Raw genomic sequence first — 24,677 nt, 5'->3', positions numbered from 1 at the left:
GGGGAACTGCGCGATGGGCCCCCCACCCAGCCGCAGACGAAGTGCACACCCCCGGGGGCGTTACACCTGGATGATGGGCTCCTTTGTGAAGAGGGTGCCCAGGGTGGGGGCGTTCACCTTGCGGTCGGCGAGGCGTAGGGCCTCCCAGACCGTGACCTGATTGGCGGTGAGGACCGGCTTGGAGAGGTCCTTCTCCAGGGCCGGCAGGTGCGCCGCCGTATGGAGGGCCGTGTCGGGGACAAGGACGGCGTCCGCGTCGGGATGGTCGCCGGCCCGGGCGAGCTCGAGGACCTCCGCCTCGCCCCAGGTCCCGACCTCCGCCGCCGTGATGATCCCGGAGGCCCTGCTCGACACGACCTCCACTCCCGCGTCCCGAAGGAACGCGACGAAAAGGTCCGCCACGTCCTGCGGATAGGTCGCCGCGATCGCGACCCTGCGGGCCCCGATCTCCCGGACGGCGTGCGCGAACGCGAAGGACGTGGAGGAGGCGGGCAGCCCGGCGGCCCGGGCCAGGGCGCGTACCTGCTCGTGGGCGCCCTCCCAGCCGTACACGAAGCTGCCGCTGGTGCACGCCCAGACCACGGCCTCCGCGCCGGACAGCCGCAGCTCCTCGACGCCCGCCGAGAGCCGGGCCGCCGAGCCCATCTCGCGCAGCGCGTCGATCCGGTGGGCGTCCTCCCCGATGTCCGTGTGCACCAGCTGCAGGCGGACGTCGCTGCCCAGGAGCTGTTCGATGCGCGGGTAGTCGTCCTCGGCCGAGTGGCCCGGGTAGAGGAATCCGAGTGCGGTCATGCCCAACCTTCCTGTTCTTCCGGCAGTACAGGTCCCCCGCGGGCGGACTGATCGATCAGCCGCTGATAGGGGCCCACCGCCCGGGTACCCAGGTGACGCAGCGCCGCCCACATCGTCACCTGGTTGGCCGAGATCACCGGTATGCGCAGTTCCGCCTCCAACTGGGGGATGACGTCGTACGTCGGCAGGTTGGTGCAGCTGATGAAGAGGGCGTCGGCCCCTTCGCCTCGCACCGCGCGTCGGGCCATGTCGACCACATCACGGTACGGGACTTTCCAGATGTGCCTGGTCAAGCCCATGAAGGCGCGCCCGGTGACATGGACGCCCGCCTCGGCGAGGTACTCCTCCAGGGACTGGGTCACCGAGACCGTGTAGGGGGTGACGAGAGCGATGCGGTGGGCGGCCAGCTCGGTGAGCGCCTCCAGCAGTGCGCCGGAGGTGGTCAGCGACGCCACCTCCCCCGCCCGCGTCATCGCCTCGCACATCGCCCGCTCGCCCGCGACCCCGCCGACGAAGCTTCCGGAGGTGCACGCGTACGCCACGACCTCGGGCGCGACCGCGTTCAGCGCGCGGACTGCGTCGGAGAGCGTCTCGTGCTCGGAGACCAGGCGGGCCAGGTCGAGGCTCACCTCGACCGGCACGAACGGGGTGCGGGTCAGATGCAGGGAGACGTCGTCGGGGACCCAGCGCCACAGCTCGCGGTCGAGGGCGAAGTCGAAGGGGGCGACGACGCCGATCCCGCGCTGTGGGCGGGGGCCGCCGAGAAAGGAGACGTCCATGGCAGCACCGGCCTCACGAAGGGAGACGAAGGGGCAACGGACCGTGTGTGCGTCCGTGTTGACGAAGGTAGGTTCGGGTGCGAGCGTGGTCAATCCGCGCATCTCAGACGGCTCCGGCCACCCCCACCCGCCCCGCGGGTTCGTCCTCTCAGGAACTCAGGAAGCCTCCGAAACCCTTCGGGACTCTTCGGAACTCTCAGGAAAGCGGACTCGCATTGCGAAACGGTTTCCCTCGCCCGCCCCGCCCCGTATCCGCGTCGGCCCCGGCATCCGGGTCCGGCGCCGGATCCCGCACCACCCTCCTAGTCCTGGACGCCGAGCCGCTCCCGCGCCTCGGCAGACTCACCGGCCGGGTGCGGATCGAGCACGCCGACGAGTCGACGCTGGCCGAGCGGCTGCCGCGCGCGGACGTACTGCTGGTCTGGGACTTCACCTCGCACGCGGTGCGCCGCGCCTGGCCCGGCGAGGGTCCCCGGCCGCGCTGGGTGCACACGGCGAGCGCGGGCGTCGACCACCTCATGTGTCCCGAACTCGCCGCGTCCGACACGGTGGTGACCAACGCGCGCGGGATCTTCGACCGGCCGATCGCCGAGTACGTCGCCGCACTGGTCCTCGCGATGGCCAAGGACCTGCCGAGGACGTGGGACCTGCAGCGGCAGCGGGAGTGGCGGCACCGGGAGTCGCAGCGGGTGGCGGGCACGCGCGCGTGTGTGGTCGGTTCCGGACCGATCGGGCGGACGATCGTCAAGACGCTCAAGGCGCTCGAGGTGACGACGGCCCTGGTGGGGCGTACCGCGCGCACCGGGATCCACGGGCCCGAGGAGCTCGACCGGCTGATGGCGCGCGCCGACTGGGTGGTGTCGGCGGCGCCGCTCACGGAGGCCACGTACGGCATGTTCGACGCGCGGCGCTTCGGAATGATGCAGCCCTCGGCGCGCTTCATCAACGTCGGCCGGGGGCAGTTGGTCGTCGAGGACGCGCTCGCCGAGGCGCTGTCGAAGCGGTGGATCGCGGGCGCGGCCCTCGATGTCTTCCAGGACGAGCCACTCGGCCCGGACAGCCCGCTGTGGGATGTCCCCGGGCTGATCGTGTCGCCGCACATGAGCGGGGACACGGTCGGCTGGCGGGACGAACTCGGGGCACAGTTCGTGGAGATGTACGAGCGCTGGGAGGCGGGCAGACCGCTGCCGAACGTGGTCGACAAGAAGCGCGGATACGTACCGGGACACTGAGACTTCCTCGACTTCCCCTGGAGGGGCCGATGCCGGAACTCGTCGAGCTGACCGCGGTACAACTCCTCGACGGCTACCGCAAGGGCGAGTTCAGCCCCGTGGACGCCACGCGGGCGGCGTTGCGCAGGGCCGTGGAGATCCAGCGGGCCGTGAACGCGTTCGTACGTCTCGACGCGGACGCGGCCCTCGCGCGGGCGGCGCGGTCCGCGGACCGCTGGCGGCGGGGTGAGCCGGCCGGGCTGCTGGACGGGGTACCGGTCTCCGTCAAGGACATCCTGCTGCTGCGTGGCGGACCGACCCTGCGTGGCTCCAAGACCGTTGACCCACAGGGGAGTTGGGACGAGGACGCGCCGTCCGTCGCCCGGCTGCGCGAGCACGGGGCGGTGTTCCTCGGGAAGACGACGACACCCGAGTTCGGCTGGAAGGGCGTCACGGATTCGCCGCTGTCGGGGGTCACCCGCAATCCGTACGACGTCACGCGCACGGCGGGCGGCTCCAGCGGCGGCAGCGCGGCGGCCGTCGCGCTCGGGGCGGGACCGCTGGCGCTGGGCACGGACGGCGGCGGCAGTGTGCGCATCCCGGCCGCGTTCTGCGGGATCTTCGGCCTGAAGCCGACGTACGGGAGGGTGCCGCTGTACCCCGCGAGCGCGTTCGGGACGCTCTCGCACGTGGGGCCGATGACACGGGACGCGGCCGACGCGGCGCTGATGATGGACGTGATCAGCGGGCCGGACGCCCGTGACTGGTCGGCGCTCGGGCCGGTGGGCGGGTCGTTCGTCGAGGCCCTTGAGGGTGGGGTGCGCGGGCTGCGGGTCGCGTACTCGCCGTCCCTCGGCGGGCAGGTCGCGGTCCAGCCGGCCGTCGCGGCGGCGGTGCGGCGGGCGGTGGAGCGGCTCGCGGGGCTCGGCGCGTACGTCACCGAGGCCGACCCCGATCTCACCGACCCGGTGGAGGCCTTCCACGTCCTGTGGTTCGGCGGTGCGGCCCGGGTGGCCCAGCGGCTCGGGCCACGGCAGCGGGAGTCGCTGGACCCGGGGCTGCGGGAGATCTGCGCGCGGGGCGCCCGGTCCAGCGCGCTGGACTACCTGGCCGCGGTGGACGTCCGGATGGAGCTCGGGCGGCGGATGGGGCGCTTCCACGAGTCGTACGACGTGCTGGTGACGCCGACCCTGCCGCTGACGGCGTTCGCGTCGGGGGTGGAGGTGCCGCCGGGCTCAGGCCACCGCCGCTGGACGGGGTGGACCCCGTTCACGTACCCCTTCAACATGACCCAGCAGCCCGCCGCGAGCGTCCCGGTCGGCACGGACGGCGACGGCCTCCCGGTAGGCTTGCAGATCGTCGCCGCCCGCCACCGCGACGACCTCGTCCTGCGCACGGCACACGCCCTGTACGAGACGGGCACCGCGGGGGTGGCTCCACCGACGGGGTTCCAGGGACGCCCCTGAGCCCCACGGCCCCACGCCCTACGCCCTACGCCCTACGGAAGCTGAGCGTCTCGCCCTGGGCGCCCGAGCGCCAGAGGTCGTTGCAGGCCTCGGCCATCGCCTCCAGGCCCTCGGTCACCCGGCCCCAGACAATGCCCGGGACCCAGCCCACGTCCCCGTTGAGCAGCAGGTTGTTGCGTTCATAGAAGAGGGCGAGGTCGACGACCGTGGTGCCGGGGCGTACGTCGGTGTCGTAGCCGTAGGCCTTGGTGCCCAGTTCCGTGCCCGCGAAGGCGAAATAACAGAGGTCTCCGGGAATGGGGGTAACTGTCGGATTTTCCAGTGGTGGCTCCGATTTCGCGAAAGGCGGGAAAAGGGCGTAGATCTCATTGCGTGCGTACTTCGCGTGGTAGACGTCGCCGCCCAGGGGAAGCGCGTCCCACACCGCCGCGCAGGTGATCGGCGCCCGGTCGTCCAGCAGTTTCGCCGTGCAGTGGATTCCTCGCTTGACCAGCGAGACCTCGATGAATCGATCAGCCATGCATTCCATGGTCTCCCCGGAGTCAAGGGTGCCTCGACGTCACTCGCCGTCGTACGGGGCCGAAATCGATCCGAATACTTCGCATGCTCTCGGGTAGCCGCGCGGCCATGGCTCCACCACTCAGGAATGACGGGAATGACGGGACCGAAGCGGAGAAACGAAGTCCGAGTCGGCGGTCGCTGCTCGCGAGTCGGCGGTCGCTGCTCGCGGGTGTCTCCGCGCTCGGCGCCGTCGGCGCGCTGGGCGCCGCCGGCTGCACCCGGGTCGCCACCGCGTCCGACAACGGCGGTGATCTCCTCGGCCGGCTCAAGGCGCAGGGCGTCGTGCGGCTGGGCATAGCCGGTGAGATCCCGTTCGGCTACATCGACAGGAACGGTGAACTGACCGGCGAGGCGCCCGAACTCGCCAAGGTGATCTTCAAGCGGCTGGGCGTCGACCGGGTGCAGCCCGTGCCGACCGAGTTCGGCTCGCTCATTCCCGGGCTCAACTCACAGCAGTTCGACGTCGTGTCCGCGGGGATGTACATCAACCCGGAACGCTGTCAGCAGGTCGTCTTCGCCGACCCGGACTACCAGATGCTGGACGCCTTCATCGTGCGCAAGGGCAATCCGAAGGGCCTGCACGACTACAAGGACGTCGTGGCGAAGAAGGCCAGATTCGCGACCGGCACCGGGTACGCAGAGATCCAGTACGCCGTCGAGGCCGGGTACAAGGAGAGCGACATCCTGATCGTGCCGGATCAGGTCGCCGGGCTGAACGCGGTCGAGGCAGGCCGTGTCGACGTCTTCGCCGGGACCGCGCTGACCACGCGCGAGGTGGTCAAAAAGTCCCGCAAGGCCGAGAGCACGAAGCCGTTCACGCCCCTGGTGAAAGGCAAGCCGCACGTCGACGGCGGCGGCTTCGCGTTCCGTTCCACCGAGACGCGGCTGCGCGACGCCTTCAATGTGGAACTGAAGAAGCTGAAGGCCAGCGGGGAGTTGTTCCGCATCCTGCGGCCCTTCGGGTTCACCCGGGCCGAGATGACCGACATGACCGCGAAGGAGCTCTGCCGCGGATGACCTCGGGACTCTGGGAACTCGTACTCAAAGGTGTCTGGGTCACCGTCCAGTTGCTGTTCCTCAGCTCGCTGGTGGCCGGTGCCGTCTCGTTCGCCGTCGGTGTCGCGCGCACCTCGCGGCGGTGGATCGTCCGCTTCCTCGCGGGCGTCTACACCGAGGTGTTCCGCGGCACCTCCGCCCTGATCATGATCTTCTGGGTGTACTTCGTGCTGCCGCTCGCCTTCGGCTGGCAGCTCGTCCCGATGTGGGCGGGCACGCTGGCGCTGGGGCTGACCTACGGGGCGTACGGCAGTGAGATCGTGCGCGGCGCCCTGAACGCCGTCGACCCCGCCCAGCGCGAGGGCGGCATCGCGCTCAGCTTCACGCCCTGGCAGCGGATGCGGCTGATCCTGCTGCCGCAGGCGGTACCCGAGATGATCCCCTCCTTCTGCAACCTGCTGGTCGAACTGCTCAAGGGCACGGCCCTGGTGTCGATCATGGGCATGGGCGATCTGACGTTCAGCGGCAACCTCGTGCGGCTCGCGCTCCAGGAGAGCGCGGAGATCTACGCGTACGTCCTGCTGATCTACTTCGCGATCGCCTTCGTGATCACCCGGCTGATGCGGGCGCTGGAGCGGCGGCTGAAGGCCGGGATCGGCCAGGCGCCCCAGCCCGCCACAAGCACCTCGCGGCGCGCGGAAGCCACGGGCGTCGGTGCGACGGGAGGTGTCGCATGAACTGGGACTGGGGCGCGGTGCGCGACTTCATGCCGCACTTCTGGGACGGACTGCTGGTCACCCTGCAGGCGCTGGCCCTCGGCTCGGTGATCTCCTTCGCCCTGGGTCTGGTGTGGGCACTGCTGATGCGCACGCCGACCCGCTGGGTGCGCTGGCCGGTCGGGGTCGTCACGGAGTTCATCCGCAACACCCCGCTGCTGGTGCAGCTGTTCTTCCTCTTCTACGTGCTGCCCGAGTGGAACATCACGTTCTCCGCGCTGACCACCGGTGTCGTCGCGATCGGGCTGCACTACTCGACGTACACGATGCAGGTCTACCGGGCCGGTATCGAGGGCGTGCCGGCCGGCCAGTGGGAAGCGGCCACCGCGCTCAACCTGCCGCTGCGGCGGACCTGGACCGCCGTGATCCTGCCGCAGGCGATCCGCCGGGTGGTGCCCGCACTCGGCAACTACGTCATCTCGATGCTCAAGGACACCCCGATGCTGATGGCGATCACCGTGCTGGAGATGCTCGGTGAGGCGCGGCTGTACTCGCAGGAGCACTTCCAGTTCACCGAGCCGCTCACGGTCATCGGCGTGGCCTTCATCCTCATTTCCTATCCCGCTTCCCTCCTTCTGCGAGCCCTGGAGCGACGTCTTGTCCGCTGACACCCCCCTCGACACCTCTACGAACCCTGCGGAGAAAGCCGACAACACGGCCAATCCGCCGGTGGACGGCGGCGAGCTGATCCGTTTCGACCAGGTCACCAAGCGCTTCGGGGACAACACCGTCCTCGACGGCCTCGACTTCCGCGTCGACTCCGGCAAGCACGTCACCCTGATCGGCCCGTCCGGCTCCGGCAAGACGACGATCCTGCGGCTGCTGATGACCCTGGCCAAGCCCGACGAGGGCACGATCACGGTCGCCGGTGAGCCGCTCCACCCGGCCCCCGAGAAGCAGATCCGGGAGGTCCGTAAGAAGATCGGGATGGTCTTCCAGCAGTTCAACCTCTTCCCGAACATGAAGGTGCTCCGCAACATCACCGAGGCACCGGTCACCGTCCTCGGGCTGTCCAGGGACGAGGCCGAGGCGCGGGCCCGGGAGCTGCTGGAGATGGTGGGTCTCGCGGACAAGTGCGACGCCTACCCGAGTCAGCTGTCCGGCGGACAGCAGCAGCGGGTTGCGATCGCACGGGCGCTGGCGATGCGGCCCCAGGTACTGCTCCTGGACGAGGTCACGTCCGCGCTCGACCCCGAACTGGTCACGGGCGTCCTCGACGTCCTCCGTGACATCGCCCGCACCACCGACATCACCATGCTCTGTGTGACCCACGAGATGAATTTCGCCCGCGACATCTCGGACCAGGTGCTGATGTTCGATTCCGGCCATGTCATCGAGTCCGGTCCGCCCGACCGGATCTTCACCGATCCGGAGCACGAAAGGACCCGGGAATTCCTCAGCGCGGTCCTGTGACTACAAGCAGTGAACGCGGCAAGGCGCGAGGTCCGGACCGCGTGGCATGCCCACTGAGCCATGACTTTGGCATATGCCAGAGTGTCGCACTCCTGTTGAGCGAACCGGAGCGCGCCGACTTTCTCGCCAACAGCCCCTCCCCACCGAGCGTTTGACAGTTATCGTGGAGGAGCTCAGCTGTCCGGATCGATGGCCCAAAAAGCGCAGGGGGAAACCGTGGCGCTGATGAACGAGCCGACCGCGCCGTACCACTCGGCCCAGGACGCCCTGCGCGTCCTGGAGACGGTGGCCCGGCACTCCGGCGGCGTCACCGACGTCGAGCTGGCCCGCCAGACGGGCCTCGGCACGGAGCGCCTGACCGTACTGCTGCGGATGCTGCGCCGGGAGGGGTACGTCGAGCAGGTCATCGACGGCGCGTATGTCGCCGGTGCCGCCCTCGGCCGGCTGGGCTCCGCCCACAGTCGCGACCAGGCGCTGCGCGAGAAACTCCAGCAGACCATCGACCGCCTGCGCGACTCGGTCGGCGCCGCGATCTACATCAGCCGCTACATCGACGGCGAGGTGCACGTCACCCAGTGCGCCGAGGGTCCCGCGACCCCCGCGGTCAACGAATGGGTGGACTTCCGTTCCTCGGCCCACGCCAGCGCGGTCGGCAAGAGCCTCCTCGGCCAGCTCGACCTGAACGCGCGGCGCGACCATCTCTCCCGCCACAAGATGGCCCGCCTCACCTCGCGGACCATCACCAACGAGCGGCTGCTGCTGTCCCGGCTCGACGCCCAGCCGGCCACGGTGCCGGTGCTCGACCTCCAGGAGTACGCGATCGGCACGGTCTGCGCGGCCGTCCCCATCACCGCGGGCTCCTCGGTCGGCTGCCTCGCCCTCTCCCTCCCGGTCGAGCACGCCCACCGCCTGCGCCGCGCCGCCGACACCCTCAACCGCGGCGCCACCCCCGTCCTGCTCTCCCTGGCCATCTAGGACCTGCTCTTTTGGATCAGGCCCTGGGTGGTCGGAAGCACCCGTCCGGACCAGGTAGTATTTCTTTTGTCGCCGACCGCGAGAGCGGGAGGCGGGAGTCATGCGCCGCTAGCTCAGTTGGTTAGAGCAGCTGACTCTTAATCAGCGGGTCCGGGGTTCGAGTCCCTGGCGGCGCACATGAGAAGGCCCTTCACGGTTGTGGGGGGCCTTCAAGCATGTCCCAGCGCCTCGGCGAGGGCGCGGGCCGTCGGGGTCGTGTAGAGCAGCCGCAGGGGGAGCGCGGGCAGCCCGCGTTCCCGCAGGACGGTGCCGACACGGATCGCGTAGAGCGAGTTCCCGCCGAGCTCGAAGAAGTTGTCGTCCGGGCCGACGGGGACACCGAGGATCTCCTCCCAGACTCCGGCGAGGGCCGTCACCAGGTCTCCGGTGGGGGCCGTCACCACGTCTCCGGTGGGCGCGGGCACCGGTACGGGCCTCGTGGGTGCCGTCGCCGGCAGTCGGTCGCGGTCCAGCTTGCCGTTCGGGGTGAGCGGCAACGCGGGTACGCAGGTCACGGTCGTCGGCAGCATGTGGTCGGGCAGCAGCCGGGCGGCCCGACGGCGTACGTCGCCGGTGTCCCCGTCGGCCACGACATACGCGTCGATCCGCACCCCCGCCGCGTCCTCGAAGGCGTCCCCGCTCAGCACCACCGCCGCCGCCGTGACCACCGGGTCCTCCAGCAGCACCGCCCGGATCTCGTCCGGTTCGATCCGGTGTCCGCGTACCTTCACCTGGCTGTCGATCCGCCCCAGGTACTCCAGTGAACCGTCGGCGCGCAGCCGGCCCAGGTCACCGCTGCGATACCACCGGCCAGGTCCGTACGGATCGTTCACGAACCGCTCGGCCGTCAGCTCGGGCCGCCCCAGGTAACCGAGGGCGAGTCCGGCCCCGCCCACCCAGATCTCCCCCGCCGCGCCCGTCGGCAGCGGGCGCCCCCACTCGTCGCGCACCGACACCGCCCAGCCTGGCAGCGGGCGGCCCACCGAGCGGGAAGCCGCCAGAGCCTCGCGCCGGGTGACGGTCGCCGCGGTGACGTGGACGGTGGTCTCCGTGATCCCGTACATGTTGACCAGGCGGCAGCGGTTCTCCGGGTGGTGGTCGAACCAGCCGAGCAGCGGCCGGGTGTCCAGCGCCTCCCCGCCCAGCACCACCAGCCGCACCGAAAGCCGTTCCTTCGCGCTCCGGTCCACCGCCCGCAACTGCCCGAAGGCCGACGGGGTCTGGCTGAGGACGGTCACCGACTCCCGTACGAGCAGCGCGTGGAAGTCCTCCGGCGAGCGCGCCACCCAGTGGTCCACGACCACCAGCCGGGCGCCGGTCAGCAGGGCGCCCCAGATCTCCCACACCGAGAAGTCGAAGGCGCCGGAGTGGAAGAACGTCCAGGTGTCGTCGGCGGTGAGGGCGAAGTCCTCGCGGGTGGCGTCGAGGAGTGCGAGGACATTGGCGTGGGGGACGACGACCCCCTTGGGGCGGCCGGTCGAACCGGAGGTGTGGATGACGTAGGCGGGATCCCGCGGGGAGCCCTGTGGCAGCCGGTCGGTCCGCGCGGCGCCCAGGTAGGGCGCGGTGTCCCGGACGACCAGCCGTACGCCCGCGTCGCGCGCCGTGCGGTCGAGGCGCTTCTCGGGGTGCGCCGGGTCCATCGGTACGTACGCCGCGCCCGCCTTCAGCACCGCGAGCATCGTCGCGACCAGGTCGGCGCCCCGCTCCAGCCTGATGCCGACCCGGTCACCGGGTCGTACCCCGGCGGCGCGCAGTCCTGCGGCGAGGCGCTCGGCACGCTCGCGCAGTGCCCCGTACGTCGTCGTGGTGCCGTCGTGGGTGAGGGCGGGGGCGTCGGGGTGGCGGTCGGCACGGGCGTCGAAGGCGGTGTCGATACGGGTGGGGGCTGTGCGAGTGGGGGCTATACCAGTGGGGTCTGTACGAGTGGGGTCGTCGGGCCGGGGTTTCGCGGCGGGGAGCGCGAGCAGGCGCTCGGCCTCCTCGCGGGGGATCAGCTCGATCTCCGCGAGGGGGACCCGGCCCAGCTGACCGTGCACATGGATGAGGTGGCGGGCGAAGTCCCGGGCGGAGGCGTCATCGATGTGCCGGAGCCGGTGGTGCAGCTCGACCGTGGCCCTTCGGGGGACCAGAGTCAGCGGGAAGGGGGCCGACTGGAAAGGGAGTCGATGGCTGAAGGCGGGGTCCCCCGGGCCCGGGTCGTCGAGGACCGTGGCGTACGCGGGCAGTGCGTCCCCCGGATCGCGGTGTTCGTAGCGGGCGAGGACCAGGGCGGCGGCGAGGACCAGGGCGGCCGGGGTCCCGGTCGGCACCGGAACGGGGACCACGCCCGTCCGGTCACCGGCGCCCTCGTCACCCGCCGCCCAGTCGACACGGGTCCGGTGCGGGCCTCTCGGCGGCTCGTGGCCGCCGAGCGGAACGGTCACTTCGGCGCCGGGGCGGTGACCGAGCAGGACGTGCGCGATGTCCTGGAGCGCGGCGGGGGTCAGCACCGCGTGGTCGGCCACCAGCACCAGATGGGCGCCCCCGTCCTCGTATCCCGTGCCCCCGCCCTCGTACCGCAGCAGGACCGCGCGGAATGCCGGGCCCGATGGGTCCAGCGGCCGGTGGAGTTCGGTCCGCAGCCGGTGTGCGGCGAATCGCGCGGGCACCGCGTCGCTCCACAACACCGGCCATCGCTCGGGCAGTTCGGGCCACCAGCCACGTACGGCCGCGTCGAGGAGGGGCCCGGGATCGACGGCGGCGGGAAGGCGCGCGGCGAGGGCGTGACACGTCACGTTCGGTCTCCAACCGTGGGGCCAGGGCCTAGCGGGCCGAGAAGCCTCCGTCGACCGTGAGGACGGTGCCGGTCACCTGGCGGGACTCGTCGGAGGCGAGCCAGAGGGCGGCGGTGGCGACGTCGTCCGGTTCGACGAGGGCGTTCATGGGCTGGGCCTGGACGAAGGTCTGCTCGTGCTCGGCGACCGGCACGTCCAGGGCGCGGGCGATCTCGGCGAGCATCCGGCCCTCCACACGGGGGTCGTCGCGGACCGAGCCGGGGCAGATGGCGTTGACGCGCACCCGGCGGGGCGCGTAGTCGAGGGCGACCGCCTTGGTCAGGCCGATCAGGCCGTGCTTGGCGGCGACGTACCCGGCGAAGTGGCGGTAGCCGACCAGCCCGGCCGTGGAGGCGATGTTGATGATCGAGCCGGCGCCCCGCGCGGTCATCAGGGCGCCCGCCGCGCGGATCGTGCGCCAGGCCCCGGAGAGGTCCACGTCCAGCATCAGCTGCCACTCGTGCTCCTCGATCTCGTGGGCGGCCCGGCCGGAGGGGGCGGCGATCCCGGCGTTGTTGACGAGGACGTCGAGCCGTCCGAAGCGGGCCGTCGTCTCCTTCACCGCCGTCTCCACCGCGGCCAGGTCCCGTACGTCGACCCGGGCCGTACGGACGGCGGCGCCCGTCTCCCGGCAGAGCTCCGCCGTGTGCGCCAACTGGCTCTCGGAGCCCAGCGGGTAGGGCACACCCGGGAGGTCCGCCGCGATGTCCAGGAGCATCAGGTCGGCGCCCTCGCGGGCGAAGGCGACGGCGGTCGCCCGGCCGATGCCGCGGGCCGCGCCGGTGACGAGGGCGACCTTGCCCGAGAGCCTGGGATCGCCCGGGTTCACCGGGCGCGTCCGGCGCGGAGTTCGGCCCCGATCAGGCGCAGGAGGGCGCCCGGGTTCTCCGTCGGGTACATGTGGCCGCCGTCCAGCTCCGCCGTGGTGAGCTTCCCGGAGGTGGCGCGGGACCACTCGGCGGCCTCGGCCGCGCTCACCAGCTCGTCGTCGCGGCCGCGCAGGGCGAGGACCGGGGCGGCGAGCGGGCGATCGGAGGCGGGCCGGTACGTCTCGTGCATCCGTACGTCGGCCCGCAGCAGCGGGAGCAGCAGCTCGCGCATCTCCGGGTTCTCCAGGGCCGGGTGCGCGTATCCGGCGAAGGTGCGCACCCGGGCCAGGAACTCCGCGTCGGGCAGACCGCTCGCCCGGTCCGCGCGGCCGCTCCACGGGCCCGGCGCGCCGCTGACGACGAGGGCGTCGAGGCGGACGCCGGGCTCGGCCTCCAGCCGGTGTGCCAGCTCGAAGCCGAGCACCGCGCCGAGGCTGTGCCCGAACACCGCCACCCGCGCGCCCTCCGGGAGCTGCCGGGTCACCTGGGTGTACGCCTCGGCGGCCGCCCGCACCGCGTCCGTGTGGGGCTCCTCCACGAACCGCTCCTCGCGGCCGGGGAGTTGCACCGGCAGGACGCGCAGGTCCGCCGGCGCCCGGTCCTGCCACGGCTTGAAGAAGGACGCGCCCGCCCCGGCGAAGGGCAGACAGACGAGGTGGGTCTCTTCCACTGCTGACATCGCTCCCGAGTCTCGGTTCCGGATACAAAGGGGCCGGGGCTCAGCCCGTGGTGACGAACTCGGTGAGGACCCGGGCCAGCAGACCGGGGTCCTGCGCCCCGCACAGCTCCCGCGCGGAGTGCATCGACAGCCCCGGTACGCCCACGTCAACGGTGGCGACTCCGAGCCGGGCCGCGGTGATCGGGCCGATCGAGGTGCCGCACGGCATGGCGTTGTGGGAGACGAACGGCTGCCAGGGCACCTCGGCGCGCTCGCAGGCCGCGGCGAAGGCGGCGACTCCGGTGCCGTCGGTGGCGTACCGCTGGTTGACGTTGACCTTGACGACGGGGCCGCCGTTGGGGAGGGGGTGGTGGTCCGGGTCGTGGCGTTCGGCGTAGTTGGGGTGCACGGCGTGCGACATGTCGGCGGAGACGCAGAAGGCGCCGGCCAGGGCCCGGTTGAAGTCCTCGGCGCTGCCGCCGCGCGCGGCGACGGACCGGCCGAGCACCCGCTCCAGCAGGGGGCCCTGGGCGCCCGACTGGGAGCCGCTGCCGACCTCCTCGTGGTCGAAGGCGGCGAGCACCGGGATGTGGGCAGGCGGCCGGGCGGCGGTGGCGGCGGCGACCAGCGCGGTGACGCCCGCGTGCACGGAGATCTGGTTGTCCAGACGCGGTGAGACGAGGAACTCCTCGTCGGCGCCGAGGTAGCCGGGCGGCTGGATGTCGTGCAGCATCAGGTCCCAGCCGAGGACCTCGGCGACGTCGGTGTCCGCCTCGGCGGCGACCCGGGCGAGCAGGGCGCCGGGCCGGGCGGGGCCGAGTCCCCACAGCGGGGTCATGTGCAGCTGCGGGTCGAGCGCGACGCCTTCGTTGACGGCGCGGTCGAGGTGGATGGCGAGCTGGGGCACGCGCAGCAGCGGCCGGTCGACGCAGACGAGGCGGCTGGCTCCGTCGCGCAGCGTCAGCCGGCCCGAGACGCCGAGGTCGCGGTCGAGCCAGGTGTTGTGGGGGACGCCGCCGTAGATCTCCACGGCGATCTGCCGCCAGCCCGCGGAGCCGGTGTCGGGCTCGGGCTTGATCCGCAGGTTCGGGGAGTCGGTGTGGGCGCCGACGATCCTGAACGGGGTGCGGGCCGGAGCGCCCGCGGGGACGTACCAGGCGAGCAGTGCTCCGGCGCGGACGACATACCGGCCGCCCTCGGCACCGGCCGTCCAGTCGTCCGTCTCGCGCAGCTCCTGGAAGCCCGCCTTCTCCAGGCGCTGGGCCGCGTTCGCGACCACGTGGTAGGGCGAGGGGCTGGAGCGGATGAAGGAGAGCAGATCGTCGCTGTGACTGCGGTCATGTGTGGGGGACATGGGCGCTCACGCCTTTCGGAGGGGCTGGAGAGGGTTGAGGAGTGAAGCGACGGGCGCGTCCGGCCGAGTGCACAGTTCGGCGAGGACGGCCTGCCAGTCGTCGAGCAGCTCCTGAGCCGTGGCGGGGTCCCACAGATCGGCGGAGTACTCCAGGAAGGTGCGGTAGCCCTTGGCCGGGTCGCGGCGCGGGGCGAGACCGAAGGAGAGGTCACCGCGGGACACGGGCGGGGCGAGGTCGTCGACCTCGACGTCGAGTCCGGGGATCTCGATGTCCGTGTCCAGGGAGTTCTGGAAGGCGATGGTCAGCGGGAAGCGCTCGGGCACCGCGTGGGCGCCGCTCTCGCGCAGGGCGCGCACGATCCGCGCGGTCGGCAGGACGTGGGCCGTCGCCTCCAGGGCGCCGGCGCCGGTGCGCTCCACGAGGGCGCCGCGCGTCTCGTCCGGGTCGGGCGTCACCCGGACGACCACGCCGGTCGACGTCAGCGCGACCATCGACTCGAACGCGCTGCGCTCGCGGTGGGCGTACGGCGTGCCCATCGCGATGTCCCGCACCCCGGACCGGCGGGCGACCAGTACGCCGAGCGCCGTGGCCGCGACCCCGAAGGGCGTGGTGTGCCGGGCCGCCGCCAACTCCTCGACGGCTCTGCGCAGTTCACCGGACGCGGTACCGCGCAGGGTGTCGCCGTGTCCGCTCGGCACGGCGGGCCTGGCCCGGTCGCCGGGGATCTCGACCGTGGCCGGGATCCCCTCCAGATACCGGGTCCAGTACGCCGTCCTGCGGGCCTCCTCGGCCGGGTCGGCGTGCTCGCGCTGCCAGCGGGCGTAGTCCGTGCACTGCGCCGCCGGTTCGGGCAGAGCGTGCGGGCGGCGCGCGGCGGCGGCCGTGTAGAGCGCGGCGAGCTCGTCCAGGAGGAGGGAGAGGGACCAGCCGTCGACGCAGATGTGATGCACGACGAACATCAGCGTCCACCGGTCGGGCGCGAGGCGCAGCAGCCGCAGGACGGGCAGTACGGGTAGTACGGAGCCGGTCACCGTGATGGGCGTCGCGGCGGCTTCCCGGCACAACTCCTCGGCGCGCGCGAGCCGTTCGGACTCCGCCGCGATGCCGGTGAGGTCCTCGACGGGAAGCGCCGGGGGCGGCACGTCGAGAACCTCCTGCCGCCAGCCGGTCCCGTCGTCCGTTCCGTGCGACGGGACCGGCTGCCCGTCTCCCGGTACGAAGCGGCACCGCAGTCCGTGGTGGCGGTCGAGCAGCCCGGCCACCGCGGTGCGCAGGGCGGCCACGTCCAGGGGGCCGGTGAAACGGATCCGGGTGGGGATGTTCCACACCTCGGGACGGGGCATGCCCAGGACGCCCGCGATCATGCGGGCCTGCTGGTCGCTGACGGGCGCCGTGTCCACCACGGTCACGCCCCGGGGTGGCGCGAGCCGGGCGGTCATCGCCCCCAGCGTGGCGTCGGCGAAGAAGTCCGCCAAGGGGTATTCCACGCCGAAGCTGTCCCGGACCCGGTTCACCAGCCTGATCGCGCCGATCGAATTCCCCCCGAGCTCGAAGAAGTTGGCGTCCGGGTCGAGATCACCGGCGGAGCCGAGGGTGTGCTGCCAGAGGGTACGCAGACGGTGGGCGTCGTCGGGGGTGCCCGGGGTGACGGAACCCGGTGTCAGGTCGCCGACCGTCTCCGCGGCGCCCGCCGTCATGGTGGTCAGCACGTCCTCCAGACGGTCCAGGTACCCCCGTGCCGTCGCCTCGTCGAACAGGTCGGCGTCGTAGCGGAGGCGCAGGCCGAGGTCTCCGTCGGGGAGCCGGGTCGCCATGAGGGCGAGTTCGAGGGGTGCGGACTCGGTGCCGCCGTCGAGGGGGGTGGCGCGCAGGCCGGGCAGGGCGAGTGCGGTCAGGGGCGCGGTGTCGAGGTCCGCGGAGACCGTGACGAGGGGGCGCGGGTTGCCCGGGTCGGGGTGGCGGGACGCCGACAGGGCGTCCAGGTCGACGTGTTGGCGGGCGTCGGCGGCGAAGAGCGTGTCCCGGGTGGCGCGTACGGCGTCGGTGAGAGTCGTGCCGTCGGTCAGGGTTCCGCGCAGGGGCAGCAGGGACACGTGGAAGCCGACGGTGTCACGCGTCTCGGGGGTGCGGCGGCCGAAGGTGGACCCGATGACGAAGTCGTCCTGTCCGGCGTACTGGCGCAGCACGATCCGCCAGGCGGTGAGCAGCGTCGCGAACAGGGTGGCCCCTTGCCGCCCACTCCACTCCCGCAGCCGCCCCGCCCGCTCCGGGCCGAGCCGCAGCCCCACGGCCCCGCCGCGTCCGGCGACGGTACGGGTGCGCGGCCGGTCCGTGGGCAGCGCGGGTGCGCCCGGCCCGTCCCCGAGGTGGGCGCGCCACCAGTCCAGGTCGTCCGCTCCCCCGGTCACCGCGATCGTGTCGAGCGTGCTCCCGGCGGCCCGCTCGAACCGGGGCGCGCGCCCCTCCACCGCCGCCCGGTAGAACTCCCCGAGGTCGGCGGCGACCAGCCCGGCGGAGTGGCCGTCGGTGAGGAGGTGGTGCATGGCGAGGATCAGCGCGTGGTCGCCGTCGGCGAGCCGCAGCAGCCGGGGCGTGAACAGCGGCCCCGACGCGAGGTCGTACGCGCGGGTGCTCTCCTCCCGCAGGGCGGCCCGGATCACCTCGTCGGCGTCCCGGCCCCGGACGTCGTCGACGGTCAGGGCCGCACGTGTCCGGTCCCGGTCCTCCCGTACGACCTGGAAGACCCCGTCTCCCCCGGCCACGAACACGGTCCGCAGACCGTCGTGGCGGCGGACGAGGCCGTCCACGGCGGTCCGCAGCGCCTCGACGTCCAGCGGACCCCGCAGCCGTACGCCCTGGATCTCGTTGTACGCGGCCGGGTTGGCGATCAGTGCGGCGGCGAGCCAGAGGCGGCGCTGGGCCGGGGTCGCGGCAACCCGCCGTTCTTTGGGCCTCTTCGGCTTCTTCGGCTCCGTCGGGGGCTCGTGACAGCGGCGGCGCAGGACGTCCAGCTGCTCCAGGCCCGCCCGCATCTCCTCCGGCGGCAGCCCGAAGTCGACCAGGGCGGCGATCTCGTCGACCCCCGCGGCCCGCAGCGCGTCGACGGTGGCCGCGCAGGTGTCCGGGGAGCCGATCAGGGCCCGTTGGTCGCAGTAGCGGTCGTAGGCGCGGTCGAAGAGGTAGGCGAGGTCGGCCTCGCTCGCGTCGGCCACGTCCTCGGGGCGTCCGCCGAGGACGCGCGCGGCGGAACGCATCTGGAGGGAGGAGCGCAGATAGCGGCTCATCGGCTCGCGCGCGGCGGCCCGGGCGGCGGCGTGGTCCTCGGCGAGGTGGGTGTGGAGCAGGACGGTGACGCGGCCCGCGTCGGGGTCGAGGCCGCTCTCGGCGCGCAGCCGGCGGTAGTGGCGGATGTTCGCCGCGAGCTGCTCGACCGTCTGGTTCATGAGGTTGGTGACGATCCCGAGGTCGCGGCGGGCCGCCTCCTCGTACGAGGCACGCCGCCCGGACGTCGCCAGGTACATCGGCGGCAGCTCCTGCACGGGCCGCGGGTGCAGGTGTACGTCGATGGGGTGCCCTTCGCCGGTACGGCGCGCGACGCTCTCGCCGCGCCACAACCGCCGTACGTCCTCCAGGTGTCGGAAGGCGATCTCGGTGCGGTCGGTGAAGCGGTCGGGGTGGAGGGCGAAGTCGCTCGCGTGCCAGCCGCTCGCGCAGCCGATGCCGACCCGGCCGCCGGAGAGATTGTCGGCGACCGCCCACTCCTCGGCGATCCGCACGGGGTCGTGCAGCGGGAGGACCACCGAGCCCGCGTGCAGACGGATGCGGCGGGTCTCCCGGGCGAGCGCGGCGGCCAGGACGGACGGGTTGGGGAAGAGGCCGCCGAAGGAGTGGAAGTGGCGTTCGGGCAGCCAGAGCGTGCTGAAGTCGTGGGTGTCGGCGAAGCGTGCGGTCTCGATCAGCCGTTCGTAGGCCCGGGCGCTGTCCTCGCCGTCGGGGTGGTCGCCGAAGAAGTAGACGCCGAAGTCGGGGGCGGGCCGCTCGGAGGCATTGCCGTGGCCGTGACTTCGGCTGCGGCGGCCCGTCGTCGGGAAGTAGCCGCCCGCGCGCAGCTCCCGCAGTGAGTCCTTCACCGCGTCCGTGATCCGTTCGACGTCGGTGTCGGTGTGCGCGGTGGAGAGGTAGAAGGAGCGCCACTCCCAGACGTAGATCCCGCGCAGGAGGAGGTGGTGGTAGAGCAGTTCCATGTCGGCGCGGTGGGTGAAGCGGAACATGGACCCGAAGTGGGCTGTTTCCAGGGGGAATTCCTCGGCGCGGAAGAAGTCGTCGAGGTCGGCGGCGAGCGCGTCGGTGCGGGCGTTCACCGTCTGCTGGAGCCCCGGGCCCTGCTCCTTGAGGTGGGTGAGGACCGCGCGGGCGGCTGCCATCGACAGGGGGTGCTGGATGTACGTACCGCCGAAGAAGGTCGTGTCGCGCGTCGGGCGGCTGTCGTCCCCGTACCGCCAGAAGCCGCCGTCGATGCCGTCCATGAGGTCGGCGCGGCCCGCGATCGCGCCGATGGGGTGACCGCTGCCGAGGGCCTTGCCGTAGGTGGCGAGGTCGGGGACGACGCCGTAGTGGTGCTGGGCGCCGCGGGGGTGGGGCCGCAGGCCGGTGAGCATCTCGTCGAAGAGGAGGACGATTCCGCGCCGGGCGGTCAGCTCCCGCAGCGCGCGCAGGAATGCGACGGGGCGCAGGGCGGGGTTGCGGCACTGGACCGGTTCCACGAGGACCGCGGCGATCGTGTCACCGAGTTCGTCGATGGCCTCCAGGCTCTCCTGGCTGCCGTATTCGAGGACGAGGAGTTCGGACACCGCGCTCGCGGGGATGCCGCGCGAGACGGGGACGGCGTGGCGGCCGTCGGGGCCCGGGCGGCCGAGGACCGAGTCGATGTGGCCGTGGTAGGAGCCGCGGAACATGACCACGCGGTCGCGTCCGGTGGCCGCGCGGGCGAGCCGCAGGGCGGCGGAGTTGGCCTCGGTGCCGGAGTTCGCGAACGCCACCCGCTCCATGCCGGTGAGTTCCGCGAGCAGTTCGGCGGCCACGCCCGTGTCCTCGGAGCGCGGTCCGAGGCGCAGTCCGCCGGCGAGGTGCCGGCGGACGGCCTCCGTCACCGGCGCGGGCTCGTGGCCGAGCAGCAGCGCGCCGAAGCCCATGGTGATGTCGGTGTAGTCGTTGCCGTCGACGTCCGTCAGCCGGGCGCCGTGCGCCGAGCGGGCCGCGATCGGGTACCGCATCTCCTTCGTCGCCCGCCGGAAGCCGACCACGGCCCGGCTGTCCGCCAGCACCGTCCGGTGCCGCTGGGCCAGCTCCTTCGACGTGCGGGTCCGCTCGGTGAAGCGGCGGACCAGGTCGTCGGCGTGGGCCCGTTGGGCCTCGCTCGCACCGGTGCCGGACATGCCGGAGTCGGGGGGGAGGGTGACGTGGGGGCCGTGGGGGCTGTGGTGGAGGGGTTGCCCGGCGGGCGGCTCGGCGGGGGGCTCGGTGCGGTGAATGGCCGCCGTCAGGAGTTCGTCGAGCCGTCCGGAGACGGCGACGGTTCGGGCGACGGCCTCGGCGCTCGCCTGCGACTCGGGGCTGATCCGGGCCGTGGTCATCCTCCGACCGCCTTGCGGCCCTCGGTGAGCAGGGCCACTGCCTCGGAGAGCTGACCGAGCATTCTGGTCTGGGTCTCGGCGAGTTGGCGTATCTGGCGGGCGAGTTCCTCGACCTCGGCACGGGTGGCGTGGACGGGCTCCTCGTCGGGGGTGACGTGCACGGGCTCGTCGTCCGGGGTGACGCCCCCGGAGGCCGCCCCCTGCCCCGTCCGCTCCGCGATCAACCGGGCCGCGAGTCGTGGGGTCCCCGCCTCCTCCAGGATCTCCCGCATTCCGATCTCGATCCCGAACTCGGCCTCCAACTGCCGCAGCATTCCTATGAGCTGGAGCGAGTCCGCGCCGAGCCCGACGAACGTCCGCTCCGCCGTGATCTCCTGCGGCGCGTATCCGAGATGGCGAGCGCTGAGTGCCAGCACCCGTTCCAGTACGGCCTGTTCGGTCATGCCGTCCTCCGTCCTGCGGTCGTCGGCCAAGGGGGTGGGCGGCGGTCCTGTCCAGTACGACCGGTGCTGGAAGGGATACGGCGGCAGCGGGATCCGGCGGGCGTCGCAGCCGTCGAGCAGGGCCGCCCAGTCGAGCCGGTGGCCCGCGCAGTGCAGCCGGGCGACGGCCGCCCAGAGGGTGCCCAGGCCACGGTCGTCGCGGCGCTGGGTGGGGACGGCGGCGGTATCCGGCCGGGCGCGCCGGACGAGCCCGGTGAGGGGCGCGTCGGGGCCGATCTCCAGCTGGACCGGCCGCCCGGGTGTCCGCTCCAGCGTGCGCAGTACGGCGGCGAAGTCCACCGGCCGCCGGGTCCCCCGTACGAGGTGGTCGGCGTCCGGCAGCCAGCCCACCGGGTGCCGGACCCCGTCCGGACCACTGACGAACTCGGTCCTGGTGGGCCGCAGTCGTATCTTTCCGCAGGCGTCCCGGAACTCCGCCAGGACCGGGTCGAGCAGCGCGGTGTGGAACGCGCGGTCCACCGGCAGAGGCTCCGCGTGCGTGCCGCGTTGCGCGAGCCGGGCGCGGGCGGCGGCCACCGCCTCGGGCGGTCCGCCCACGACGTACTGCCCCGGCCCGTTGACCACGGCGAGTTCGAGTCCGTCGACCTCGGTGACCAGCCCCCGTACGACGTCCTCGGCGGCGAACACCGCGAGCATGCCCCCGGCCGGGGTGCCGTCGCGCATCAGCCGCCCCCGTTCGCAGACCAGCCGCAGCCCGTCCTCCAGCGTCAGCGCCCCGGCCACGCACAGGGCCGCGTACTCCCCGGCGCTGTGCCCGGCCACCGCGACCGGTTCGACGCCGAACCGCCGCCACAGCCGCGCCTGCGCGACCTGCAGGGCGAAGAGCGCGGGCTGAGCGAAGGCGGTGTCCCAGACCCGCGCTCCCTGCGGGGGACCACCGTGGGTGTCGCCCAGCAACCGGTCGAGGAATCCTTCCTCGCCCGTCTCGTCCCGGTGGATCCCCGCGCACTCCTCCAACGTGCGGTCCACCACCGGGAACCGCTCGGCGAGCGCCGCGCCCATCCCGTCGTACCCGCTGCCCTGGCCGGTGAAGAGGAACACCGGTCCACCGCCCGCCTCCGCCCCGGCGACACCGTGCGCGTACGCCCCCGCCTCGCCCCGTACGAAGGCGTCCAGCGCCGCCGCCGTGTCACCGGCCTCCGCGGTGACCACCAGTCGGTGTTCCAGGTGCCGTCGCCCGAGCGCGGTGGTGAGGAGCAGGTCGGCGGGGTCGGTCTCGGGATGTTCGGTGAGGTGGTCGCGGAAGGCCCGTGCGGAGGCGAGGAGCGCCTCTGGGGTGTGGCCGGACAGCGGCAGCAGTGCGGGGGCCTGCCCACGGTCCGGCGGGCGGGGGGCCGGGGCCGGCGCCTCCTCCAGGATCACGTGGGCGTTCGTCCCGCCCATCCCGATGGAGTGCACCCCGGCCCGGCGCGGGCGGCCCTCCTCGGCGGGCCAGGGCAGCGCGCGGGTGGGCAGGACGAAGGGGCTCCCGGTCACGTCCAGGGCCGGGTTGGGGCGGGTGTGGTTCACCAGCGGCGGTATCTCCCCGTGCCGCAGCACCAGCGCCGCCTTGATCAGCCCCGCAAGACCGGCCGCGCTGTCCAGGTGGCCGATCGCCGACTTCGTGGAGCCCAGCGCGCAGAAGCCGGTGCGGTCGGTGTGCAGCCGGAACGCCTCGGTGAGGGCGGTGAACTCGATCGGATCGCCCTTGAGCGTGCCGGTGCCGTGCGCCTCCAGGTAGCCGACGGAGTCGGCGGGCACCCCGGCCGCGCGCAGCGCGCCGAGCACGGCGTCGCGCTGGCCGCTGGAGCCCGGCGCGGCGAACCCGGTCCGGTCGGCGCCGTCGTTGGTGACGGCGGACCCGGCGATCACCGCGTACACGGTGTCGCCGTCGGCGAGCGCCCTCTCCAGCGGTTTGAGGACGACGGCGGCGATGCCGTTGCCTCCGACGGTGCCGTCCGCGTCGGCGTCGAAGGCGCGCACGGCCCCGGAGCGCGAGATCGTCGAGCCGCGTACGTGCCGGTGCCCGGTGACCTGGGGCACGTGCAGGGCGGCCGAGGCGACGACCATGAGGTCCGCGTCGCCGAAGTGCAGGGCCTGGCAAGCGAGATGGACGGACACCAGGGACGACGAGCAGGCGGTGGCCACGTTCAGGGCCGGGCCCGTCAGTCCGAGCCGGTGGGCCGCCCGAGGGGCCGCGAAATCGGGGTAGTTGCCGACCTGCGCCTGCTTCTGCCGCTGCCACTCCCCCGAATCCGCCTCCTCCCGCAGGTTGTTGGCGAGATAGCCGTGCAGCGAGTACAGCCGGTAGCCGGTGCTCCCGCACACCCCGATCCGCACCCCGGCGCGCGGCTGTGCGTACCCCGCGTCCTCCAGGGCGTGGTGCGCGCACTCCAGGAACAGCCGCTGCTGCGGATCGGTGACCGTGGCCTCGCGGGCGCTCATCCCGAAGAAGGCCGCGTCGAAGCCGTCGATGCCGGGCAGCGGGGCGCTCGCGGCCACGAAGTCGGGCGCGCCGTACTCCTCGGGGGCGAACCCGGCCGCCGCCAGCTCGGCGTCGGTGAACCGCCGTACGTGCGTCACGCCCGCCCGGATGTCCCGCCAGTACCCGTCGGGGGTGTCAGCTCCCGGAAATCTCAACGCCATCCCGACGACTGCCGTACGCACCGCTCGTCCCCTCCTTGCCGGCGCCGTGGACCGCGTACAACCGGAGCAGGTAGATCCCCGCGACCACGATGGCGAGGCCGTGCGACCAGGCCACGACGGTGAACGCGGAGAACGATTCGAGGGCCGCCGACACCCCGATCATGCCGATCCCGAAGCCGAGGTTCTCGACCGTCGCCGTGAGCCCGAAGGCGTGGCCGCGCAGGGTCTCCGGCAGGGTCTGCAGATGCGAGGTGTACGACACCTCGGTGAGCCCGTCCGCGGCGCCCGCGACGAGGGCGATCAGCACGGTCGCCGCCATCGGGAACCCGGCGAAGCCGAGGATGAACGCGGAGGACATGACGATGGTGCCGAGGCCGAAACCGAGCGCGCCGACGGCCCGTCCGGAGCGTTTGGCCCAGCGTTGGATGACCTGTTGCGCCAGGACGTTGCCCAGCGCCCAGAACAGCCAGAAGCGGCTGACGAACGCGGCCGGGTCGTCCGGGTGGAGCGTGCTGGAGTAGACGGGCAGGGCCGCGTTGTGCGAGGAGGAGCCGAGGGCGTCGACGGTGCGCAGGCACATCATGAGGCCGAGCGCGGGCACGGTGGCCAGCGCCGTCGTCGCGGCCCACATGCCGCGCTTCTCGCGGGGTTCGTCGGACGCCCGCGGGGGCTCGGGGGCGCGTTCGATGCCCGGCAGCCACGCGACCGCCGCCGCGCACACCACGAAGCTCGCCGCGTCCACCAGGAACGCGGCGGTGAAGCCGAGCCAGGGCACCACCACACCGGACGAGGCGAACCCGGCGACCATCGCCAGCGAACGCCCGCCCACCATCAGTGAGTTGGCCCAGGCGCGCCGGTCCGCGCCGACCAGGTCGGGGATGGAGCTGCGCAGCGCGACCATGAACACGGTGCTGCACGCCCCGACGGCCGCGGACACCGTGAACAGCACGCCGGTCCGCAGTCCCCCGTCCGGCGTCACTACCAGCAGGAACATGACAACGGCTTGGGTGATATTGGCCCACAGCATGACCGGCTTGGCCCCGAACCGGGCCTGCACGCGCCCCGCGACCGTCCCCGCCAGGAACCCCGCGCCCAGCCGCACCGCCATGAACAGTCCGATGGCGAGGGCGCTGTGGGTGGTGGCGTAGACGAACAGGTTGAGCGCCACCATGTTGAGGAAGGTGCCGTACGAGGAGACGGAGTAGCCGGC

17 protein-coding genes and 1 tRNA gene are annotated in these 24,677 nt (G+C 72.6%); 8 read left to right on the top strand and 10 right to left on the bottom strand.

Features of this window, described 5'->3' with window-relative positions:
• Positions 1 to 60 precede the first annotated feature (60 nt).
• Together SMIR_RS24095 and SMIR_RS24090 are read right to left on the bottom strand one after the other, a co-directional pair.
• Positions 61 to 792, bottom strand: a complete 732-nt coding sequence (locus SMIR_RS24095) for a maleate cis-trans isomerase family protein (RefSeq protein WP_212727375.1) — start codon at positions 790 to 792, stop codon at positions 61 to 63.
• Complete coding sequence (locus SMIR_RS24090) at positions 789 to 1,571, bottom strand: maleate cis-trans isomerase family protein (protein WP_168491878.1); 783 nt, start codon at positions 1,569 to 1,571, stop codon at positions 789 to 791. The genes SMIR_RS24095 and SMIR_RS24090 overlap by 4 nt, the downstream gene beginning before the upstream one ends.
• A gap of 308 nt (positions 1,572 to 1,879) precedes the next feature.
• Here SMIR_RS24090 and SMIR_RS24085 point away from each other — a divergent pair, with 308 nt between their 5' ends.
• Positions 1,880 to 2,803 carry a D-2-hydroxyacid dehydrogenase gene (locus SMIR_RS24085; RefSeq protein ID WP_168501050.1) on the top strand — a complete coding sequence of 308 codons (924 nt, stop codon included), beginning with the start codon at positions 1,880 to 1,882 and terminating at the stop codon, positions 2,801 to 2,803.
• 29 nt (positions 2,804 to 2,832) lie between these two features.
• Positions 2,833 to 4,248, top strand: coding sequence for an amidase (locus SMIR_RS24080; RefSeq protein WP_168491880.1), 1,416 nt, complete (start codon positions 2,833 to 2,835; stop codon positions 4,246 to 4,248).
• 25 nt (positions 4,249 to 4,273) lie between these two features.
• On the opposite strand, the gene SMIR_RS24075 is transcribed toward SMIR_RS24080, so the two are convergent.
• A complete protein-coding gene (locus tag SMIR_RS24075) occupies positions 4,274 to 4,768 on the bottom strand; it encodes a DUF3830 family protein (RefSeq protein WP_168491882.1) in 495 nt (164 codons plus the stop codon).
• Between the two features lie 107 nt (positions 4,769 to 4,875).
• On the opposite strand from SMIR_RS24075, the gene ehuB reads away from it, so the two are divergent.
• The 6 genes from ehuB to SMIR_RS24045 all read left to right on the top strand — a co-directional run bounded on the left by ehuB (position 4,876) and on the right by SMIR_RS24045 (position 9,145).
• Positions 4,876 to 5,826 (top strand): ectoine/hydroxyectoine ABC transporter substrate-binding protein EhuB, encoded by a 951-nt coding sequence (gene ehuB / locus SMIR_RS24070; protein WP_168491884.1) that lies wholly within the window; start codon positions 4,876 to 4,878, stop codon positions 5,824 to 5,826.
• A complete protein-coding gene (gene ehuC / locus SMIR_RS24065; RefSeq protein WP_168491886.1) occupies positions 5,823 to 6,542 on the top strand; it encodes an ectoine/hydroxyectoine ABC transporter permease subunit EhuC in 720 nt (239 codons plus the stop codon). The genes ehuB and ehuC overlap by 4 nt, the downstream gene beginning before the upstream one ends.
• Positions 6,539 to 7,189, top strand: coding sequence for an ectoine/hydroxyectoine ABC transporter permease subunit EhuD (gene ehuD, locus SMIR_RS24060; protein WP_060898408.1), 651 nt, complete (start codon positions 6,539 to 6,541; stop codon positions 7,187 to 7,189). The genes ehuC and ehuD overlap by 4 nt, the downstream gene beginning before the upstream one ends.
• Positions 7,179 to 7,994, top strand: a complete 816-nt coding sequence (gene ehuA, locus SMIR_RS24055; protein ID WP_168491890.1) for an ectoine/hydroxyectoine ABC transporter ATP-binding protein EhuA — start codon at positions 7,179 to 7,181, stop codon at positions 7,992 to 7,994. Before ehuD ends, ehuA begins: the two co-directional genes overlap by 11 nt.
• Positions 7,995 to 8,210: 216 nt before the next feature.
• Positions 8,211 to 8,969, top strand: coding sequence for an IclR family transcriptional regulator (locus SMIR_RS24050; RefSeq protein WP_168491893.1), 759 nt, complete (start codon positions 8,211 to 8,213; stop codon positions 8,967 to 8,969).
• 102 nt (positions 8,970 to 9,071) lie between these two features.
• Positions 9,072 to 9,145: transfer RNA gene (locus SMIR_RS24045), tRNA-Lys, on the top strand.
• A 33-nt stretch (positions 9,146 to 9,178) separates the two neighbouring features.
• Here the strand turns inward: SMIR_RS24045 and SMIR_RS24040 are convergent.
• Genes SMIR_RS24040 through SMIR_RS24010 form a run of 7 tightly spaced genes read right to left on the bottom strand, consistent with a single transcriptional unit; the run spans position 9,179 to position 24,638 of the window.
• The gene (locus SMIR_RS24040) at positions 9,179 to 11,785 is read right to left on the bottom strand and encodes an amino acid adenylation domain-containing protein (protein ID WP_168491895.1); all 2,607 of its coding nucleotides are present in this window, start codon (positions 11,783 to 11,785) and stop codon (positions 9,179 to 9,181) included.
• A 28-nt stretch (positions 11,786 to 11,813) separates the two neighbouring features.
• On the bottom strand, positions 11,814 to 12,653 hold the full coding sequence (locus SMIR_RS24035) for a mycofactocin-coupled SDR family oxidoreductase (protein WP_168491897.1): 840 nt from the start codon (positions 12,651 to 12,653) through the stop codon (positions 11,814 to 11,816).
• Complete coding sequence (locus tag SMIR_RS24030; RefSeq protein ID WP_168491900.1) at positions 12,650 to 13,372, bottom strand: thioesterase II family protein; 723 nt, start codon at positions 13,370 to 13,372, stop codon at positions 12,650 to 12,652. The genes SMIR_RS24035 and SMIR_RS24030 overlap by 4 nt, the downstream gene beginning before the upstream one ends.
• Before the next feature lie 40 nt (positions 13,373 to 13,412).
• A complete protein-coding gene (locus SMIR_RS24025) occupies positions 13,413 to 14,705 on the bottom strand; it encodes a M18 family aminopeptidase (protein WP_101404984.1) in 1,293 nt (430 codons plus the stop codon).
• Positions 14,706 to 14,711: 6 nt separating this feature from the next.
• Entirely contained in the window at positions 14,712 to 20,339 is a 5,628-nt protein-coding gene (locus tag SMIR_RS24020; protein WP_212727374.1) for a MupA/Atu3671 family FMN-dependent luciferase-like monooxygenase, read from the bottom strand.
• Positions 20,336 to 23,488 carry a type I polyketide synthase gene (locus SMIR_RS24015; RefSeq protein ID WP_349636906.1) on the bottom strand — a complete coding sequence of 1,051 codons (3,153 nt, stop codon included), beginning with the start codon at positions 23,486 to 23,488 and terminating at the stop codon, positions 20,336 to 20,338. The genes SMIR_RS24020 and SMIR_RS24015 overlap by 4 nt, the downstream gene beginning before the upstream one ends.
• On the bottom strand, positions 23,442 to 24,638 hold the full coding sequence (locus SMIR_RS24010) for an MFS transporter (RefSeq protein WP_422664522.1): 1,197 nt from the start codon (positions 24,636 to 24,638) through the stop codon (positions 23,442 to 23,444). The genes SMIR_RS24015 and SMIR_RS24010 overlap by 47 nt, the downstream gene beginning before the upstream one ends.
• Positions 24,639 to 24,677 lie beyond the last annotated feature (39 nt).

Source organism: Streptomyces mirabilis, assembly GCF_018310535.1.
Classification (GTDB): Bacteria; Actinomycetota; Actinomycetes; order Streptomycetales; family Streptomycetaceae; genus Streptomyces.
The sequence above is the reverse complement of the archived record's forward strand: the minus strand, read 5'-3'. Positions and strand labels throughout refer to the sequence as shown.

What these genes read in the sequence shown, in the direction of transcription:
- SMIR_RS24030 (WP_168491900.1), bottom strand. Translation starts at nt 13,372, where the DNA reads ATGTCAGCAGTGGAAGAGACCCACCTCGTCTGTCTGCCCTTCGCCGGG.
- ehuD (WP_060898408.1), top strand. Translation starts at nt 6,539, where the DNA reads ATGAACTGGGACTGGGGCGCGGTGCGCGACTTCATGCCGCACTTCTGG.
- ehuC (WP_168491886.1), top strand. Translation starts at nt 5,823, where the DNA reads ATGACCTCGGGACTCTGGGAACTCGTACTCAAAGGTGTCTGGGTCACC.
- SMIR_RS24010 (WP_422664522.1), bottom strand. Translation starts at nt 24,638, where the DNA reads ATGGTGGCGCTCAACCTGTTCGTCTACGCCACCACCCACAGCGCCCTC.
- SMIR_RS24080 (WP_168491880.1), top strand. Translation starts at nt 2,833, where the DNA reads ATGCCGGAACTCGTCGAGCTGACCGCGGTACAACTCCTCGACGGCTAC.
- SMIR_RS24020 (WP_212727374.1), bottom strand. Translation starts at nt 20,339, where the DNA reads ATGACCACGGCCCGGATCAGCCCCGAGTCGCAGGCGAGCGCCGAGGCC.
- SMIR_RS24075 (WP_168491882.1), bottom strand. Translation starts at nt 4,768, where the DNA reads ATGGCTGATCGATTCATCGAGGTCTCGCTGGTCAAGCGAGGAATCCAC.
- SMIR_RS24090 (WP_168491878.1), bottom strand. Translation starts at nt 1,571, where the DNA reads ATGGACGTCTCCTTTCTCGGCGGCCCCCGCCCACAGCGCGGGATCGGC.
- ehuB (WP_168491884.1), top strand. Translation starts at nt 4,876, where the DNA reads ATGGCTCCACCACTCAGGAATGACGGGAATGACGGGACCGAAGCGGAG.
- SMIR_RS24095 (WP_212727375.1), bottom strand. Translation starts at nt 792, where the DNA reads ATGACCGCACTCGGATTCCTCTACCCGGGCCACTCGGCCGAGGACGAC.
- SMIR_RS24025 (WP_101404984.1), bottom strand. Translation starts at nt 14,705, where the DNA reads ATGTCCCCCACACATGACCGCAGTCACAGCGACGATCTGCTCTCCTTC.